The organism is Marinomonas algicola (assembly GCF_014805825.1).
Classification (GTDB): Bacteria; Pseudomonadota; Gammaproteobacteria; order Pseudomonadales; family Marinomonadaceae; genus Marinomonas; species Marinomonas algicola.
Genome location: NZ_CP061941.1, coordinates 2,408,307 through 2,426,878 on the forward strand (window position 1 = coordinate 2,408,307; position 18,572 = coordinate 2,426,878).

Genomic DNA, 18,572 nt, shown 5'->3' on the forward strand with positions numbered 1-18,572 from the left:
CACTCCTTTCTACCTACATACCTACCATTCGTTGCATACTTTGCGTCCACGAGGCTTTAAATGCTGAATCTCCTGCGAACAACTTGTAGAGCTCAAGTTCATCTTTACGGCGTTGCAGCATAATTTCCTTGAGCATTTTTTCGAAGGCCAAATCTCGATTATGAGGATCTGGGTTGTTTTTGTATTTAGATTCAAAATCTGGGTGATTGCGGATACTCTCAGCGATGTTCACGAACTTAACCTTTTGCTCTTCAGGTGTGGCACTCCAGCCCTGGAACCATCGTTCATTAAATGTGCGAATGATTTCATCCAGCGGGTCAGTTTCTTTTTCACCGCCATGCGCCCCACGTGGGTTCGGATTTTGAGGATCAAGCTCCGCTTCTTGGTCACTAAGCTTAATGCTGTGGTTAAGCTTCACACGTTGCAAACCGTATGAACTCAGATCGACAGAATCGAGAAGCTCATCAATAGCATCTGCATCGGGATCTTCCACTTTCAATTTCGGTATTAAAAACTTCAGGAACCAAAACAGTTTTTCCCAGCTGACCATTTCATAAGGCATGATAGACGCCATCTGCCCATAGATTTTCACGAACTGCTTGGCTTTAATCTTAAAGTCCACTTTAGCTTCAGCTTCAAGCTCCAGCTCATGGTCAAACCGCGCTGCTGCAACATCAATGATTGGACTGAGTGTCTGGGCGTCTTCATTCTTGAAATAACGCGTCACAAAGTCTTCAACTTCATACCACTCGTACACACCGACATCGTCCATTTCATCCTTCAACTCGTGCAGCACGTTTATATCTGTAGCCTGCGACAATGACGTTGCTGTGTAGAAAGGATCGAATGCTGACTGAATATCTTCAACCGAGTTGAAAAAGTCTAAAACAAACAGGTCTTCAGTTTTTTTACCCCATTTTGGCGCACTTCGATTGAGACGAGACAATGTCTGTACACACAAGACACTGGCGAGCTTCTTGTCCACATACATGGCGCAAAGCTTAGGCTGGTCAAACCCAGTCAGATACTTGTTAGCAACCACTAAAAGTCGATACTCATCGGTATCAAACATATCTTTGGTATCTGACTCGGCAAAACCATTAATATCTGCTTCGGTATATTCAATACCGTCAACTTCTTTGGTTCCTGAGAAAGCAATGGCAACTTTAAACGGGTTTCCTTGCTCCTCAAGTATCCGCTTAATCGCTTTGTAGTATCGAATGGCCGTCTCAATATTTTGAGTGACCACCATTCCCTTACCTTTACCTTTGAGCTTTTTCGCATTCACGACATGTGGAACAAAATGCTCCAGCATAATCTCTGCCTTGGTATCAATTGTTTGCTGGCTTCGCTCTACATAAGCTCTGAGTTTTTTCTGTGCCTTTTTGGTATCAAACTCAGGGTTATCAGCGATTGATTTCTCAATCTCATAATAACTTTTGTACGTCGTATAATTTGCCAGGACATCCAAGATGAAGCCTTCTTCAATAGCTTGTTTCATCGAATACAAGTGAAACGGCTTGAAAGAGCCATCTTCTTGGCGTTGACCAAATTTCTCCAAAGTGCTGTTTTTTGGTGTCGCTGTAAATGCCAGGTACGACGCATTCCCGCGCATCTTGCGCGATTTCATCGCTTGAAGGATTTTATCCTGAGCATCTTCGGCCTCTTCGATTTCAGACTTGCCCATCGCTCGGTTCATATTGTCATGCGCCGAACCAGACTGTGAGCTGTGTGCTTCATCGATGATCACCGCAAAGCGCTTGTCACTGAGATCGGCGATACCATCAATAATAAACGGAAATTTCTGAATCGTCGTTATAATGATCTTTTTGCCATTCTCCAGCGCTTGCTTAAGCTCAGAAGACTTGTTCGCCGGGGCAATAATGTTCTTTACTTCAGAAAACGCTTTAATGTTATCCCGCAGCTGCTTGTCCAATAGGCGTCTATCGGTAACCACAATTACAGAATCAAATAACGGCTGCTCCAAGCTTTTTCCACCGGCTACATCAGACGAAGCAGGATAGGTTTCAATTAACTGATAAGCAGCCCAGGTAATCGAATTAGACTTACCTGAACCGGCAGAGTGTTGAATTAAGTAAGTCTGACCGACACCGTGCTGGGCAGCATGGTCTACCAATTTTCTCACCACATCCAATTGGTGGTATCGAGGAAAGAACAGGGTTCGCTTTGGTAATGGATCTTTGCTTGACCCATCCAGACGCACAAAATGCTGAATAATATTCGCCAAGCTTTCTTTGGTGAATACTTCTTGCCATAGGTATGCCGTTTTATGGCCCCCTATACCGTCAAAAGAGCGGTTCGGTGGATTACCCTGTCCAAGATTGTGTCCTTTATTGAACGGCAAGAAGAAGGTACTGCCACCTGATAACTTGGTGGTCATATACACTTCGTCGGTATCGACCGCCATATGAACTAGGCAGCGGCCAAAGGTCAGCAATGGCTGAGTTGCATCTCGATCATCCCGATACTGCTTTTGGCCGTGATAACGTGCTGTTTGCCCCGTCCATGCGTTCTTCAACTCCAGCGTTATCAATGGTATTCCGTTAATAAACAATACCATGTCGATTTCTTGTAGGGGATTTGCCATGGAATAGCGCACTTGGCGAGTACAACTAAACACGTTATCTGCAAAGTTTTGCTTTACCTTCTCACTACTGCTTGCCAAAGGGGCTGGATATAGCAAATTGAAGTGAGCATCGTCTACGCTTAGCCCTTTCTTAAGTAAATGCAGAATGCCATGTTTCTTAATTAGTCGGTCAAATCGTTCGAGTAACTTACGCTGCCAATCTGAGGGGTTATTCTTTTGTAGTTTGGCTAGCTCTACTTCCTGTGTCTTTTGCAGAAATTGCCAGAAAAAACGTTCATCAATGGCATATTGCATATTAAAGTCACTAGCAGCACCAATGAAGTATCCAGCACCCAGTGACTGTTGACTCAGCCCCTCTTTGAGCTCTTCAGTACTGATCCCAGCCAGACATTTCTCAATGGCCGACTCTAATGCTTGTTCATTGGTTTGACTGACCATAATTGTAAGTTCCCTTAATCAAAATTCTTCTGTTTCATTGCCTCAGCCGCTTTTTGCAGCGGTCCTTTTAAGGCTTTTTCTAACTTTGTCATCTGCTCTAAGTGCCACGCAACCGCTTGGGGCCACGTATCTTTGTTAAACCCATCAGCTTTGGTCGAAAACTGGATACGGCAAGATTTCTTCTCATCCAGCCTCATCCACTCAAGTTCTGCACCAAAAGTATGCTCAATGTCTTGTTTGGACTGACTCAATAAGTCAAAAAGGTATTTATTATCTTCGGTAACCCCACGGCTGATCCAAAGCTCTACTCGAAGCTCTTTTTGCAGAAATATCAGGTTATACGGACATCCACTTAGCCCTGAGCCTGCTGATAACCAATGATCTTTGCTTGGGCTAATGTTGTTATAGAGTTGGCAAGCGCTTTTCTGAAACGCCTCTAAGGCACGCTCCCAGTACGCGCGCCGCACCGTATGGCGGTTTTTTAGTACCACTTCGGTGGTTTTTTCTTCCGCTTCCTTGGCATTAATGCCGATCATCAACTCTTTCGCTTCTGGCGTTGGGATGATCTGGTCAATATTAATCAGTAGCTGTTCACCCAGTGAATAAGGCGTGATTTTGAAGCAGGCAATGCTAATGCCTTGACCCAATAACCACAGCGCGGTGCTAGTCACTTCTTTGCGAAAGTTCGCCGCAACTAACATAATGCGCTGGCTGTTACCCAGGTTGAGCTTTAACTCATCCAGATCGGGCGCATCCAAAAACTCACATATTCTTTGACTGGCACTAAGAGCGGCACTTGCAGGGGCATTTAACAGGTCAACCTCTCCTATTACAGGCTCATAGCGGTCTAAGTACTGCTGGTAAATTTCAACTATTTGCGCTTTGGTTAAACTGGCGCAGTAAGAAGCATATTTAAGCGCCTGCCACACCACGTCTCGGCCACTGTCGTCCATCTTGTTTTCAATAATGACCAAATTGCCATCTTTATCCAGCGCCAGTAAATCTAAACGTTCACGGGTGTCATCAAAGCCATCAAACTCCTTTTGAATAATCAACAGCTCTTCACCCAATGCGGAAGGCTCGTGTGCCAACCACTCCTGAAGATGCTTGCGCTCAGTAAAGCCCAACTCACTGAACTTCTTGGTCTTAACTGGACTAATCCTGTTGGTCTGATGATTTACCGTGAACATAATCGCTTCCTATTGCTCAACCATTTCTGGGGTGATTTTTATTTTCCCTGTCACGGCGCTGTTGATCAGGGAGGTTTTGTATTCTTTGAGCTTTTCGATTTGATTCTGTTGTATCTCGATAGCTTTCTCATATGCACTAGATTGACTTTTTGTATATGCCAAAATTTCAGCTTGTTCACCTGATGGTGCTACTGGCACGGGAATATCAAAAAGATCACCTGTATACAGGCGAATCAATCCTTCAACAACTCCTGTCGCCCTGATAATGAATTGCTGAATATATGAAGGGTGACGGAATAATATCTCCAAGTATTTGGCGTCTGAAATATGTTCCTTACATTTATAGACGGCATAATCAGGACTAACTAATCCTTTAAATTCAATGTTGCTTTTAAAGAAGACTCCGAGGTGTGCTTTAAGCTTATTAAAAACCAAATCATTCTTATAAACGACTTTATTATCGATATTACTGGCAGCCACTTCTGCCTTGTCGTGATAATCAGCCCTCACAACAAGCCCATGAATTTGACTGACCATAAACAGAGGTTCCTCTCCTGTTTTAGAGCGTTCGTTCCTCTCTTCTAAAACATATTTCAGCCGCTTCACTTCCCAATGCGCTGGAATCTTACCTATCCAATCCACACCGGAGTCTTTCATTGGCACATTGGGATCAAGTCCTTGGGTCACCGCCTGTTGAATGATGATCTGCTTACGCTCTTTCAGCAGGCTAATTTGCTGCTCTTTGATAGCAATCGCTTCGTCGATTTGAGTGGTTTTCTGGTCGAGAAAGTTGGCGATACGGGTTTGTTCATCATCATCCAGCTTTAGAATCCATGCATTCTTAATTAAATCTTGATTCAGAAGCTTAGCGCCGTAGATATTAACCGCTGCATTGTTTTCTAGAAAAATTGGTAGCGCATAATAATAGTAATTAAGATTTAAGTTATCTCTAGGAATAAACGATGCGATGGCTTCGTTTGTATATATATCAGTACTAGCAAACGCTACTTGACCAATAGATAGTTTGAAGCTGTATAACAAACTACCTTTCGGAGTTAATGGTATACGAGCCTGACGTACACCTAGACGAGACAAACAATGATGCCTATTAGTAAACCTTTCATTAAGATCGGCAATTGTGATCCATGGTAAGTCACCATCATAAAACTGTTGATTTCCTGAGGGTGGAGTCCCGCCTGTATGGAACTTGAGTAAACGTTTTAAGGAGATTAGTTCCCAATTATCAGGAATCTCACCTAACCATTCTGCACCAGACTCCTTATAAGACTCATATTTCGGCAGCAACGCTAAACTATGACTCGGGCTGTCCATGCCCTCGCGCTTCGCGCCAACGGCAGTGACGTTGTTCAAATTTATTACCGATAAATTTGCCATTACGCTTCTCCCTGAACTTCCGCCACGTTCACACCCAATATCTGCGCAATAAGACCTTCGGCTTTTTGTTCTAGGTTGATGATATCGGTTGCGACATCGATTAAACTACGCAGCGGTTTATGACGATAGAAATACTTATTGAAGCTGATTTCATAGCCAATTTTTACTGTATCTAGGTTTATCCATGCTTCATCAACATGTGGCTTCACTTCGTCTAGGAAGTACTGGTAAATGCTTTGCGTCAGCGGGACAGATTCTGTATCTCGCAGGTCTGAATTGGTCTCGTAAGTGATGAACTCGCCCTTTTTACCGCCGTCTGCTGTAGGAACGGGGTAATAACCAAAATCTGGCAGGTCAGCGACTTCACAATCAAAGCGCTCCAGCAGGTCGTTTAATTTATCACCCGTTAATTTAACGATCTTTTTAACCACTTTCTTGGCGGTTTCGTCATACCAGCTCACCGCGTTCAGAATGGCATTTTTCTCAGGTGCTGAAAGCTTAATAGCATGGGCTTTTAGCGATTTATCAACTTGGGTTTTAAATTTATTGAAGTCATCAAATTCACTGCTACCGATGTCACCCATCAGCGTTTGTGACGTTTCAAGCAATGCTTTTAGCGCCAGCCAGTGCTTCACATCAAGCAGTTTTGCCTTAGCCTTGGCATTGAGACTGATGTCGTTTTCTTCACACCAAGAAAGAATGTCCTTCTCTATGGATTTTAAGAAGCTCTTTTTCTTGTCAGAACCATAGCCAGTTTTTTCGTAAACGCGTTCGTCGTGCTCTGCGTAAACGTGCTCCATCACTTCACTGAGCTGCTTATCAAAACGCAGTGGGGCTATTGCGTCTTGAGTGAACTTGGCTCTGCGGCGATCTGGGCGCTCGATAGTGACTTTGTAGTAGCCAAAATCGTCATTGCTGAACACCTTACTGGCGATACCGATAGGATCATTGTTTGCATCAAGTGCTCTTTCAACGTCCACACACGCGAGGTAAGTATCAGTGATTTCCGTGATGTGCTCAGGCGCAAATTCGCAGTTTTTGTTACCTAAGTTCTTACGCAACTTACGGTATAGCAAGCTGGCGTCAATCAGCTGTACCTTACCTTTACGTGCCTCTGGTTTATTGTTGTTCAACACCCAAATGTAAGTGGTAATGCCGGTGTTGTAGAACAGGTTATTAGGTAACTGAACGATGGCATCTAGCATGTCGTTTTCAATGATGAAGCGACGAATGTTACTTTCGCCACCGCCCGCATCACCGGTAAAGAGCGATGAGCCATTATGAACAGAAGCAATCCGGCTGCCTAATGGGCTTACGCTCGGATCTTTCATCTTGTTGACCATTTCCATTAAAAAGAGCAGCTGGCCATCACTTGAACGTGGCGTGGCATCTACCACTTCGAGATTTCCCCAATAGTCTTTCAGGCTAACCTTAAAACGCGGGTCAATCACGTCACTACCATCTTTAATATGCTTCTGTTCAGACGCCCAACTCTTACCGTATGGCGGATTAGACAACATAAAGTCAAAGCGAGAAGCCGCAAACTCATCGGTAGACAAGGTTGAGCCTACTTTTATGTTCTCAGGGTTGTTGCCTTTGATCATCATGTCCGATTTACAAATCGCGTAGGTCTCGTCGTTGATCTCTTTGCCGTAGAGGTAAACATCACGGCTGTCGTTAGGGTATTTTTCTTCAATGAAGTTTTGAGATTCAGTGAGCATACCACCGCTGCCACACGCAGGGTCATACACTGTCATGGTAAGCGGTAACTGGTCTTTCACCGGGTCAAACACCAAGTGCGTCATCAGTTCAATAACTTCACGTGGCGTAAAGTGTTCGCCTGCTTCTTCGTTGTTTTCTTCGTTGAACTTGCGGATCAACTCTTCGAACACGTAACCCATACCCAGGTTGGTAAGGGCTGGCATCTTGTTGCCATCTGGGTCTTCGACCGTTTCATGAGTTAGGTTGATATAGGGGGAAACAAACTTCTCGACGACATCAAGAAGGACTTGCTTGGAGGCCATATGACGAATTTGCGATTTGAGGTTAAAGCACTCAATGATCTCTTTGACATTATCGCTAAAGCCAAGCAGGTACTCTTCAAAGTTGGCGAGTAATATCTGTTGGTTATTAGTCGCGGTGTTGAACAGGGATTTCAGCGTCCATTTAGATGTATTGTAAAAGACATAACCACTGGCAGCCTTCAATGGTTCATCATCAAGCTCCGTGGCTTGCATCTCTTCTTTTTGGAACTTTACCTCTTCAAGCACGGCTTCTTTGGTGGGTTCAAGTAACGTATCTAAACGTCGTAATACCACCATAGGTAAAATCACATCACGGTACTTACCGCGAACGTACACATCGCGTAAGCAGTCGTCGGCAATGTTCCAGATAAAGGAGATGAGCTTGTTATGTACACTATGATCCATTTTCTTTTCCTGTTCAGTGTTGGTTGCACCCCACTAGGTTGCTGCAACGGCTTCACTATAAATTTAAAATTCTGTTCTTTATGTAACGCCTAAATGGACGCTACATCGTTCGATTAACTTGTTCTGCCAGGCGCTAGATTTAAGTTTGTGACACCATAAAGTGCTTGGCTGTTACGCAACCAAAGCTGATACTCAAAGCCCATTAATGAGTGTTCCGTAGAACAATCCACATGCCATTGGCGAAGCAAATAGCCAGCAGTTGCAGCTCTAATCTCAACCTTCATCACGCCCCCCGTCATGCCATAATCTAGCTCAATCGCTTCACTGTGCTCTATGCGTGGGTGCGGCACTAACTCCAATTCAACAAAGCGGTTCCATTGTCGGTCTTGGATTTCGAGCTCACTTTCTTTGATAACAGAAGGCGACAAAGTGGAATCTTCAAGCACAACCGCTGCTTTAATGCGGGTCAATACAAAGTCACGGAACTCACCATGCTTGCGGTCATAACCACGAACGTGCCAACGCAGGCCATTGTCCACCAGCGTATGCGGCACAATTTCACGAGTTGTTTCACCGCTCGATAACGACACATAAGTGATGCTCAAGGCTTTGCCTTTGTGAATGGCCTCGGTGACCTTCGCCACTATAGATAAACAGGGCTTGTTAAGGTGATAAGGCGCTTCACAAGCCAGAGGTGGTTTTACCTTTCCAGTAAAGCCATCTCCGTACCCTTGGCTAATCGTCGCCAGCGTTCTCACAACGTCATAGTCGAACAAGGGCTCAAAAGCTTCACCACGCTTATGCAATTTGAGCTTTTGGTCATACTCAATATTGCCTGGTGCAAGCTCTCGGTACATTGTGAAGTCTTTCGTTGCCTGTGTTGGCGCTATACTGAAACGCTCAACCAAATCAGCGCGTACCGCTTCTCCCTTGAATAACAGGGTAAAGTCGATATGCGCAATACGATCACGGCTAGCTTGAGGTAGTTCTTCTAAAAGCGTTCTAGGCTTGCTTCCAGACAGATCATGTTTATTCAGCTTCATGCAACCTTCATCTATTCAATATCTAAGAATTGTGGAGACTTGAGCTTTCTGAGATAAGCTTCCGGATCATGCAAGCCTTGGCTATCTGTCCCTAGTCCAAGCTTCTTTAATAAAGCACTTTTGAGATCTCGACTATGCTCGCCAAAACAAGGGGCATTAGTTGTTTCGTCAATTTCCCGCAGCAAAGCCAATACACCCGAATATGCATGATACTTTTCTGTTTTGGTTGCATTTTTATTGCTAACAATTTGGATCAGCTCTTCTAAAATAGTGAGCTTTGATAAAAGCTCCTTTGATGTATTCATATGGCACTCTCCAGAAACAAACTCCATCTTATGTGGTTGCTCACAGCAAGAAAATAATTTGAATCACGCAACCTAACTAAATTTATTAGGTATCATCCTATCACAAATTATTTTGTAGGGAAGACTAAGCGGCAACTTTTTGATCTGGATTGCAATTGCCGCTCAGGTATGGGCTTGAAGACCTTGTTTTGTGCCAATGCTGATAGCCGCTATCAATGCGCTACCCGAACCAATGGCACCACGATGTTACCGCAATGAGATACCCCTTTGTCCGACTCTGTAGACATCAGAACGCGTTGCTCACTTTCCCTAATGCGCCTGGCAACTTCTGCCTGGGCTGGTAGCAATGGCAGCATCCCTTCAGCAATCGCGTCTGGAGCAGACTCTTGGCCACAGGACATCAAGTGCTTCCATGGATCTTTAAGAAAGCGCTCGAACGTGATGCCAAATTCAATGATGTGGGCAGAGACGAAGATTTCGCCCCAGTATTCAATGTAGGTGTCTTGGTACATGGAAAGATTCCTCTTGTTGGTTATATACCCTGCCTACTTGCAGCCGCAGCGGTGTTACCTGCATTCGCTCACCCCAATCACATAGAAGATCTATGCTCATGGGGACTCGCTCACTTGCCGCCTAGCTGCAACACCAAGTAGTTTGGGTATAACGTAAGTTCACTTTCCATTTTCCAGATGTTTTCAAATATGCAAGGCTTACCTTGTGGAGAGCTACGAAGCTTTAAATCGATTGCGGGCACCTTTGTAGTCATAGTGGGCATGTTCTGAGCCGCGATGGTACAAATCATCCAGGTAAGTTTGTTCCTGCGGCAACTCGTCTTCGCTGATTTCGCGCCACCAATGTTTGTTGGCACCTTTAACACCGTCATGCCAGCGGTAACCACGCTCTTTTAGATAGTCCTTTACATCAAACGGCGCACCAAACGCACGTACTAACACAGTTCGCCTGTCTGCTTCAGACAACAAGTTTGCAACGGACTCGGGCAACAAATGGAACAACCAGGCCATCGCCAAACAATCGGTTGCAGCTCGATGTCCTTCATAAAACCAACCTAAGCGAAGCAGCAGGTACTCAAGCTTTCGACTTTCAAAGCCAAATGCTTTCCAATCTATGCCGCTAGCTGAACAGGCCCAAGACAAATGGCCTAATCCGGCAAACCGCTTTTCAAAGAAAGGACGATCAAACTGTGCATTGTGCGCAACCACCAGCGGATCATCGGATAACCAACTCGCTACCAGTGAATCATCAATGTGCTGGCCTTGAACCATATCATCGGTGATACCGGTTAACTCGGTAATCAGCTCGGGGATTGGCTTGCCGGGATCTTCATACAGGCTGATCACATCAACAATCGACACAATCCGCTGAGCAGAGGGGCTGTAAAGCACCTTAACCATACCAAGCTCAATAATGGACTCATCATCGAAAGACAGTCCGGTTGTCTCTGTATCGAGCAGCACCATTGGCTGTTCATCACCGACCATAGGAGAAAGTTCAAGTGGCCAAGTCTGCGGCTCACGCGTTAATGGAATACGCTCCAGCAATCTAAAATCTTCTGGTCTTTCTGGGATATCCGCGAGACGCTCTAGCGGAAATGGCGCAGGGGCTCTTGTCATTGATGGTTCCTCTTCAATTCTGTTGTTCGCTTTGGGTTATTTCACTGTGCCCTGTTCGTTTATAAACGCGTTTGTACAAAATGCACCTTGGGCCTCAGCGTTTTTTTAATCTTTCTACTGTGTGAACCCATGTATGAAGGCTTTGGCTAAGCCTTTCAGATAGCCTTAGCTAAACCCTTTAGGTAACCCTTACCGATACCCTTTACGCATGACTTAGCCAACCCCTTTTCAAACGGTTGCAAAAGGCTTTAACTGAGTTCGACTGAGCATTTTAATGATGCTCCTGACTTCGCTTTAAGCCAGTAAATTCAATACGAAGCAGAATTTTACTAACTGTTTTTAAACCCTTTGCAAAGGGTTCAACAAGCCTTATCTGACGGTTACTCGACCCATGCGTTAACCAGTAGCAGTAACAGGATCAGTAACAGAAACAAGAGCAGTAGGCAGAAGCAGTATTGTCCAAGCCTTGCAGGCTTTGACGAGGGCGAGCGATCCCCCACATCAAGCTTTTCAACACAAAAAAGAAATCACCCACGACACAACGTCTTACTCGAACAACTACAGTTTTACCTACAATTTTACTTGTAGAAATCAGCATAGCATTAGATACTGTATAAACAAACAGTATTAATTATGATTTTTCGAGGTTCGTCATGAGTGTCTCGCTGATAGGCCGTAGCGGCGCACTTGCCTTCATCAAAGCCAAGCGTCTTCGTATTCCATTGTTCATGGAGCGTGTTTCTGCTGGTTTTCCCTCACCAGCGCAGGATTATGTTGAGCAAACGCTCGACCTTAACGAGCTGTGTATTAAGCGCCCGGCTGCAACGTTCTTTGTGCGTGTTGAAGGGGATTCAATGATTGATGCCGGGATTCATCCAGATGATATTCTGGTGGTTGATCGCTCTGTTCAAGCCAAACACGGTGACATTGTCATCGCTGGCATCCATGGTGAACTCACGGTAAAGGAACTTCAACTGTGGCCGTGCGTCAAGCTGATCCCAAGAAACCGGGCGTATGAACCCATCCATATTCCCGAAGGGACAGAGTTAGAGATATTTGGTGTGGTCACCAATGTGGTGCGAATCATGCGCCGCAAGTCGTGACTGTCCCATGCCTGTATTTGCCTTGGTGGACTGCAACAACTTTTACGCCAGTTGTGAGAAGCTCTTTCGTCCTGATTTAAAAGATACGCCGGTTGTGGTGCTGTCCAACAATGACGGCTGTGTGGTTGCACGCTCGCGTGAAGCCAAGTTTTTCGGTATTAAAATGGGCGTACCCGTCTTTCAGATCAAAGCTAAAATGCAGCGCCATGGCATTTTGGCTTTTTCATCCAACTATGCGCTGTATGCGGATTTGAGCAGTCGAGTGATGCGCACTTTGGAAGAGATGGCACCACGAGTAGAGGTTTACTCCATTGACGAAGCGTTTTTGGATTTAACCGGTATTGAGTCGGCCATATCCCTTGTCGAGTTCGGACAACAAGTGCGAGAGCGCATAGGCCACTGGATTGGGATCACCGTCTGTGTAGGCATTGCACCTACTAAAACACTCGCCAAGCTGGCTAACCATGCCGCCAAGAAATACCCCGCCACTCAGGGGGTTGTAGACCTGACCAATCCAGATCGGCAACGTCGATTGCTCGCATTAGTCCCAGTTGATGATGTTTGGGGCGTTGGTAGACGGCTTTCTAAGCGTTTAAATGCTCTGGGTATCACCACAGCCCTAGACCTCGCCAATGCCTCTCCTAGAGCCATCAGAGACCAGTTCTCGGTGGTTTTAGAGAGAACCGTCAGAGAGCTCAATGGTGAGTCGTGCATTGAACTTGAAGAAATCCCGCCAACTAAGAAGCAAATCGTCTGTAGCCGTTCATTTGCCGTAAAAGTAACGCAATTTGAATTGTTACGTGAGGCCGTATGTGAATACGCAACCCGCGCCACTGAGAAGCTACGCAAAGAACAGCAGCAAGCCAAAGTGCTGACCGTGTTTATACGTACCAGCCCCTTTAAGGACAACGAGCCGCAATACAGCAACTCCGCATCGGGCGAGTTGTTGATACCCAGTTGTGATACGAGGGATTTTATCAAGCTGGCCAGTCACTTACTCAAGCGGATATGGAAGGATGGCTTTCGCTATGCCAAAGCGGGCGTCATGCTGTCTGACTTTTACGATCCCGGCATGTTTCAACCAGGACTATTCGATGACATATCGACCCGCTCTAATAGCCAACAGTTAATGTCTGTATTGGACACAATTAACCAAAGCGGTGCCGGAAAGGTTTTCTTTGCTGGACAAGGCTTGAAGAAAGATTGGTCGATGAAACGAGATCATTTATCTCCAGCGTACACGACACGCTGGAATCAGTTACCACGAGTGAAGTAGACCCTGTGATTCAATAGGCATTCACTCTGCGACGCAGCATGTTGAGCTTATCAACTTGGCGTCGAATATCACTGAAGAATTCTTCTTTCTCCATGGCCAGCGCTAACTCCCATTCTTTGGCTAGACCTTGGCAGTCCAAAAATGAGTATCTCAGCTTCGTCTTTGAAATACGCAGACCTTTACTAAAGACTACTCGCTTGCCTCTTTGACCGTGAAAGCTGTTGATATACCACTCTATGCCAAAGCCATACTTAAAGTCTCTAATACGTACACCAAGCAGCCCCCAATCTTTAAAGGGCACATTCTCGCGAACCTTGTAATGGCTAACCCAAAAGTCATCAACTTCAGCTCGTGCGAGCGCTTTTAGCCTGTCTGTTTCTTGCTGCAATAAATTTGATACTTCCGATTTCCATAGTTCATTGACGATTTCTACCAAACCAATTTCCCCATCCAATTAACCCCAAAAGCCAAAACCACTATCCGTTTGGCTTTTGGATCGAAACGCCAAACGTAAAACTGCCGTAACAATCACTGTTTGGCGTCTCGATATAAATCAACTCGCGCAATCCCATACCTGACAAGAGATACAGCCCGATTTCACTTAAAAACGCCTAAAAAGACGTATCGTCATGAAGATACAAACCGTTTGGCGAGTTCAGGCCAGAATGCAAACGACGTTTGGCGTCTCGATTTTTTTGGCTCATTCATCCGCCGCCAAACAGAGCCTATTCTCATACTTTTGCGAAAATGCAATAGGCAGATAGATGAAAGGATTTGTCACCTTTCTGCCCACCGCCAGTGCACCGAATCCTGATAATGATATTTGAGTGAACCGCCAGAGCACTTGGACATACCCAAGCGTGACCAGTGCGGTTGATTGAAAACCGTTAGAGCACTTTGAGTGCACAGGAGATAAGTATGTTTGTACTAGGCGTAGATATCGGTTACTCAAACCTGAAGCTGGCAATTGGCCAATCAGGCAGTGAACCGAAAACCATTATTCTGCCTGCGGGTGCCGGTCCTGCGGATCGTATGCCGGAGCGTATCGGTGGAGGCGATGATGAAACCTGTTTGTATGTGTCTGTCGATAATGAGCGTTGGGCCGCTGGTGTGCCTGCTGGACGCCTTCAAGGCTGGGAACGAGAGCTTCACCCGGAATATCCCACCACAAAAACCTATAAGGCGCTTTTTCATGCCGCCTTGTTAATGGCTGAAACAGAATCCATCGATTTGGTTGTCACTGGATTACCGGTTTCCCAATTTCATGAACCACAACGTAAGTCTGACCTTGTGAAGCGTTTAAAAGGTGTCCATCAAGTGACGCCTAAGCGCAGCATCACAGTTCATGATGTCAAAGTGCTGCCACAGCCTGCCGGTGCCTATATGGATCTGGTTCAAACAGGTGGAGATTTGGGCTTGATTGAAGAAGGTCGCGTCGTCGTTATAGATCCCGGCTTTTTTTCTGTTGACTGGGTTGCCCTTGAGGCCGGAGAAATTCGCTACAGCTCATCAGGAACCAGTCTTCAGGCAATGTCCGTGCTACTGGAAACCATTGATAAGCTGATTTCGGAAGATCATGGTGCCAAAGTGGGTATGGATCGACTTGAAAAAGCCATGAGAACCGGCGACTTGCAGGTGCTACTATTTGGAGAAAAAGTCGATATTTCACCTTATCTGAATGCTGCAATGAAAAAGGTAGCGCCTGTTGCTCTTACAGCCATGCGCCAATCCATGCGTGACGAAAGCATCAATGCGGACTTGGTATTGATCGCCGGAGGTGGAGCCATGGCTTATAAGGAAGCGGCCAAGGAGATTTTTTCACGAAGCAAGATCATCGTGCCGGAACAGTCTGTTTTGGCGAACGTCCGAGGCTTCTGGTTTTATGGGGCCTGATCATGAGAGTTGTCGTCAACATTCCCCCAGGGAGCCACCCTGAACTGCTCAAAGAATTAGAAAAGACGCCGCCACGGGAACGCGCTGAGCGTCTGCGGATGCTGGCCACAATAGGAATGATGCAACTCTATAATGTTATAGCTGAAACCACAGAAAAAACTTTGTCAGAAGATATTGAAAGTCAGGATAACTTATCAGTAAAGCATTCTGAATCACTTGAAGCTAAGGCTAAACGTAAGCAGTTACTAAAATCAAAACTTTCAGTGTAGTCCATGTGATAAGCAAAAAGTAACGTTTGGTAAATATCTATAGCCAATATCTCAACACTTAAACTAAACGTAACAATGCACAGAATTCAGGGAGGAATGCCATGAAAACACAAAATTTAGAAGAGTTACTACAAACTTTAACAACCATTCATTTTGAAGATATTATTTCCGTACCTCTAGAAGAGCAATCAAACTTCGACTTCGTTGAGCATGTTGAATCACTTCAGGATTAGCTGATAAAGCTTTTTAAAAATGAGCTAGGAAACAAATGCGTTCTCACTCACATACCCCAGAGTTAGGCACCCAAGATATAAAAAAATGCCCATGCCCTAGTTTTGGGAATGGGCATTTTACTAACTAATTTCTTAAGCTTTATTGTCGTGCAGTTGACTTGAATATCGCTGAACTTCTTTTTGGGCGATCCATTCATCAATTTCACTCTCAATCCAGCCAACAGCTCTTGCACCCAATGATATAGGCTTAGGAAATTCATTTTTTGAGATAAAAGAGTAAATCGTACTTCTTGAACAACCGGTTTTTTGACTCAACTCTCGCATTCGAATAATCTTTACTGACATCTTTTCCATTCTCCTCACAAGAAAAAACTTAGTATCGAATATTTAGCATTCCACTGTGGTTAGAAAAGTAAAAAAATCATGAATCTATCTAGCCATTGACGCTATTTACAATAGAAAAAGACCCAAGAGAATTCTTAGTCAGGTAACTACTCCAGCGCTGCATCATTTCTCGACGCCGCTCTAGATAGTCTGTTCGGTTATAGGCATTACGTATCTTGTCTTTACCAATATGAGCAAGTGCTACTTCAATTAAATCAGGATCTTCTCCCCATTCATTCAGTGTAGTACTCGCTAAAGATCTAAACCCATGAGCAGTAGTCCGATTTTTTAACCCAATACGTTTTAACGCTTTATTAATTGACTCAGGATCAACATGGCGGCTATTACTTCTTGTTGAAGGAAAAACATAGGGGCTATTAGACGTAAGCACTTTGAGACCTTCAAGTATAGAAACAGTCTCGTTAGTCAACGGAATTCGGTGTTCACGTTTCATTTTCATTCGGGAGTCTGGAATTATCCATACATTATTTTCAAAATCAATTTCATCCCAACGTGTGCCAGCTGCTTCAGAAGGCCGCGTCATAGTGTGAAGTTGCCATTCAATTAGGTAGCGGGTAACGACATATAAATTTGCATGACCTAAAGCTCTCATTAGATCAGACACCTCGCAAGGGCTTAAAGATTTCATATGCTCGACAACAGGCTTTTTAAATACATCCCTTATACCTGAAAGCGGATTGTGATCAATAAAACCACTATTAACGGCGAAGTTCATGATCTCATTTAGGAGTTGAGCCGTTCTTTTAACAGTTTCTAACTTACCAATACTCTCGGGCTCACGGAGCACTTCTATTACTAATGGAGCACTTAAAGACTTAACTGGGATATCACCAAGTTTATGAAACGCGTACTTTTCAAGCTTTCGCCAGTTATCAAGCATGGTTTTGCTTTTCACTTGAGTGATCTTTAACTCATGCCACTGATCAGCCACATACTTCAAAGTGTATGTTTGTAACAACTTCAGTTTGGCTTTGCGCTCTACGCGCTCAATTTGCGGATCAATGCCTTCGTGCAATAACTTCCTCATCTCATAAGCTTTGTCCCTAGCTTCTGAAAGAGTTACATCGGAGAATGAACCAATACCTATAAATGTCTTTTTACCAGTAACAGGCCTTGTGTATCTAAACTCCCAGAACTTTAAGTTATTAGGTTTAACGTATATATAAAGACCACCACCATCGGATTTTCGAATAGATTTGCCATTAACAGCCTTTAAGGTTTGAACTCGTTTAACAGTTAACTTATTTAAGCTAGCCATGATGCCTCCTTAATCAGCCAGTGTATGACGAGTTCTATGAAGGGAATCACGAAAAAAACAGTCATACAAAAAACCGATTTATATCAATATTTTCAACAACTTAAATATTGTTGATGGTTAAAAAATAATGATTTTTAATTTTGAAATAGGCATTTTAAGTTCAATTAAAAAGTGTATGACTCATATTAAATGCAAGAATAGTCCTACTATCTGCACTACACTTTTTTACTGGACATAATCGTCCATATTGGACCTAATTAAACATAACTAATTGATTTTCATGAATTTCAGACACAAAAAAAGACGTCCTTGGACGTCTTTTCTGTAAATATGGCGGTGAGCAAGAGATTCGAACTCTTGATGCCTTTCGACATACACGCTTTCCAGGCGTGCTCCTTCGGCCACTCGGACAGCTCACCAATTTGGCCTCTCAATTAAGAGTGGCGGTATAATAGTTACGAAGTAATTGAATTGCAAGCATTTTATGATTATTTTTATAAACCAATGCCTTAAAAAGCCATTAAGCCCATGAGATTCTAGTGTCTATTCCGGTATCGTCTACATAACGTGCTTTTTGATCACTTTGACCTACGTAAATAAAGCCGATGATTTGATCATTGTCTTGAAGACCCAATAGCGTTTTTGTTATGTCGCTGTGAGCAACCGGGCCAGAGCGCCAAATTGCGCCATAGCTTAAGGAGTCTAATCCCAATAACACTTGCTGACAGGCGGCGGATACCGCCATGACTTGTTCTATTTGCGGTACTTTTGGATGCACCTCAGTACTGGCATACACCATTAATACACTGGGTGCACGAAACGCTTTTTTAATAAAGCTGTCTTTTTTACTTTCTGGCAACTCTTGAACTTCTGATTTCGCCAAGGCCCAATAGCATTCACCAAGTTGCTCTCTAGCATCGCCTTCATAAATTCGGAACCGCCAAGGCTTTATCGCGCCATGATCAGCCGCCCTACTCGCGGCATTTAGGACCTCATACCATTCGTCCTTAGAAGGCGCGCTACCAGATAGCTGGTTTTTTGAAGATCGATTGCGCATTGCATTTATAATTTCATTACTCATACTGTAGAAAACCTT

Annotated in this window: 18 protein-coding genes and 1 tRNA gene; 6 read left to right on the top strand and 13 right to left on the bottom strand. The window is 44.3% G+C overall.

The features are described 5' to 3' along the window. Window positions 1-13 precede the first annotated feature (13 nt). From IEZ33_RS11035 to IEZ33_RS21120, 7 genes are all read right to left on the bottom strand, one after another. Window positions 14-3,046 carry a type I restriction endonuclease subunit R gene (locus IEZ33_RS11035; RefSeq protein ID WP_191600125.1) on the bottom strand — a complete coding sequence of 1,011 codons (3,033 nt, stop codon included), beginning with the start codon at window positions 3,044-3,046 and terminating at the stop codon, window positions 14-16. 14 nt (window positions 3,047-3,060) lie between these two features. After that, window positions 3,061-4,236: a DUF4268 domain-containing protein gene (locus IEZ33_RS11040; protein ID WP_191600126.1), complete on the bottom strand. Its 1,176-nt coding sequence runs from the start codon at window positions 4,234-4,236 to the stop codon at window positions 3,061-3,063. Between the two features lie 9 nt (window positions 4,237-4,245). Beyond that, window positions 4,246-5,631, bottom strand: a complete 1,386-nt coding sequence (locus IEZ33_RS11045) for a restriction endonuclease subunit S (RefSeq protein ID WP_206696844.1) — start codon at window positions 5,629-5,631, stop codon at window positions 4,246-4,248. Next, window positions 5,631-8,060, bottom strand: coding sequence for a type I restriction-modification system subunit M (locus IEZ33_RS11050; protein WP_191600127.1), 2,430 nt, complete (start codon window positions 8,058-8,060; stop codon window positions 5,631-5,633). The genes IEZ33_RS11045 and IEZ33_RS11050 overlap by 1 nt, the downstream gene beginning before the upstream one ends. Before the next feature lie 113 nt (window positions 8,061-8,173). Then, window positions 8,174-9,103, bottom strand: a complete 930-nt coding sequence (locus tag IEZ33_RS11055) for a WYL domain-containing protein (protein ID WP_191600128.1) — start codon at window positions 9,101-9,103, stop codon at window positions 8,174-8,176. A gap of 11 nt (window positions 9,104-9,114) precedes the next feature. Continuing rightward, window positions 9,115-9,408: a hypothetical protein gene (locus IEZ33_RS11060; RefSeq protein WP_191600129.1), complete on the bottom strand. Its 294-nt coding sequence runs from the start codon at window positions 9,406-9,408 to the stop codon at window positions 9,115-9,117. A gap of 212 nt (window positions 9,409-9,620) precedes the next feature. Further along, the gene (locus IEZ33_RS21120; protein WP_476738637.1) at window positions 9,621-9,809 is read right to left on the bottom strand and encodes a hypothetical protein; all 189 of its coding nucleotides are present in this window, start codon (window positions 9,807-9,809) and stop codon (window positions 9,621-9,623) included. Between the two features lie 3 nt (window positions 9,810-9,812). On the opposite strand from IEZ33_RS21120, the gene IEZ33_RS11070 reads away from it, so the two are divergent. Continuing rightward, window positions 9,813-10,061, top strand: coding sequence for a hypothetical protein (locus IEZ33_RS11070; RefSeq protein WP_191603720.1), 249 nt, complete (start codon window positions 9,813-9,815; stop codon window positions 10,059-10,061). Window positions 10,062-10,133: 72 nt separating this feature from the next. On the opposite strand, the gene IEZ33_RS11075 is transcribed toward IEZ33_RS11070, so the two are convergent. After that, a complete protein-coding gene (locus tag IEZ33_RS11075) occupies window positions 10,134-11,039 on the bottom strand; it encodes a 3'-5' exonuclease (RefSeq protein ID WP_191600131.1) in 906 nt (301 codons plus the stop codon). A 653-nt stretch (window positions 11,040-11,692) separates the two neighbouring features. Between IEZ33_RS11075 and umuD the strand changes: the two genes are divergently transcribed. Together umuD and umuC are read left to right on the top strand one after the other, a co-directional pair. Further along, the gene (gene umuD, locus IEZ33_RS11080) at window positions 11,693-12,142 is read left to right on the top strand and encodes a translesion error-prone DNA polymerase V autoproteolytic subunit (protein WP_191600132.1); all 450 of its coding nucleotides are present in this window, start codon (window positions 11,693-11,695) and stop codon (window positions 12,140-12,142) included. 7 nt (window positions 12,143-12,149) lie between these two features. Then, window positions 12,150-13,418, top strand: a complete 1,269-nt coding sequence (umuC, locus tag IEZ33_RS11085; protein ID WP_191600133.1) for a translesion error-prone DNA polymerase V subunit UmuC — start codon at window positions 12,150-12,152, stop codon at window positions 13,416-13,418. 10 nt (window positions 13,419-13,428) lie between these two features. Here the strand turns inward: umuC and mobI are convergent, their stop codons facing one another. Further along, window positions 13,429-13,854 carry a conjugative transfer protein MobI(A/C) gene (gene mobI, locus IEZ33_RS11090; protein ID WP_476738638.1) on the bottom strand — a complete coding sequence of 142 codons (426 nt, stop codon included), beginning with the start codon at window positions 13,852-13,854 and terminating at the stop codon, window positions 13,429-13,431. Between the two features lie 482 nt (window positions 13,855-14,336). On the opposite strand from mobI, the gene IEZ33_RS11095 reads away from it, so the two are divergent. From IEZ33_RS11095 to IEZ33_RS20870, 3 genes are all read left to right on the top strand, one after another. Further along, window positions 14,337-15,311 carry a ParM/StbA family protein gene (locus IEZ33_RS11095; protein WP_000497805.1) on the top strand — a complete coding sequence of 325 codons (975 nt, stop codon included), beginning with the start codon at window positions 14,337-14,339 and terminating at the stop codon, window positions 15,309-15,311. 2 nt (window positions 15,312-15,313) lie between these two features. Beyond that, window positions 15,314-15,580, top strand: coding sequence for a hypothetical protein (locus IEZ33_RS11100; protein WP_191600135.1), 267 nt, complete (start codon window positions 15,314-15,316; stop codon window positions 15,578-15,580). Between the two features lie 101 nt (window positions 15,581-15,681). Further along, complete coding sequence (locus IEZ33_RS20870) at window positions 15,682-15,813, top strand: hypothetical protein (protein ID WP_275672780.1); 132 nt, start codon at window positions 15,682-15,684, stop codon at window positions 15,811-15,813. Between the two features lie 132 nt (window positions 15,814-15,945). On the opposite strand, the gene IEZ33_RS11105 is transcribed toward IEZ33_RS20870, so the two are convergent. The 4 genes from IEZ33_RS11105 to IEZ33_RS11120 all read right to left on the bottom strand — a co-directional run bounded on the left by IEZ33_RS11105 (window position 15,946) and on the right by IEZ33_RS11120 (window position 18,557). Then, on the bottom strand, window positions 15,946-16,158 hold the full coding sequence (locus IEZ33_RS11105) for an AlpA family transcriptional regulator (RefSeq protein WP_206696845.1): 213 nt from the start codon (window positions 16,156-16,158) through the stop codon (window positions 15,946-15,948). Window positions 16,159-16,246: 88 nt separating this feature from the next. Then, window positions 16,247-17,476 carry a tyrosine-type recombinase/integrase gene (locus IEZ33_RS11110; protein WP_191600137.1) on the bottom strand — a complete coding sequence of 410 codons (1,230 nt, stop codon included), beginning with the start codon at window positions 17,474-17,476 and terminating at the stop codon, window positions 16,247-16,249. A 331-nt stretch (window positions 17,477-17,807) separates the two neighbouring features. Further along, window positions 17,808-17,895: transfer RNA gene (locus IEZ33_RS11115), tRNA-Ser, on the bottom strand. A gap of 101 nt (window positions 17,896-17,996) precedes the next feature. Further along, window positions 17,997-18,557, bottom strand: a complete 561-nt coding sequence (locus tag IEZ33_RS11120) for a nitroreductase family protein (protein ID WP_191600138.1) — start codon at window positions 18,555-18,557, stop codon at window positions 17,997-17,999. Window positions 18,558-18,572: the final 15 nt, after the last annotated feature.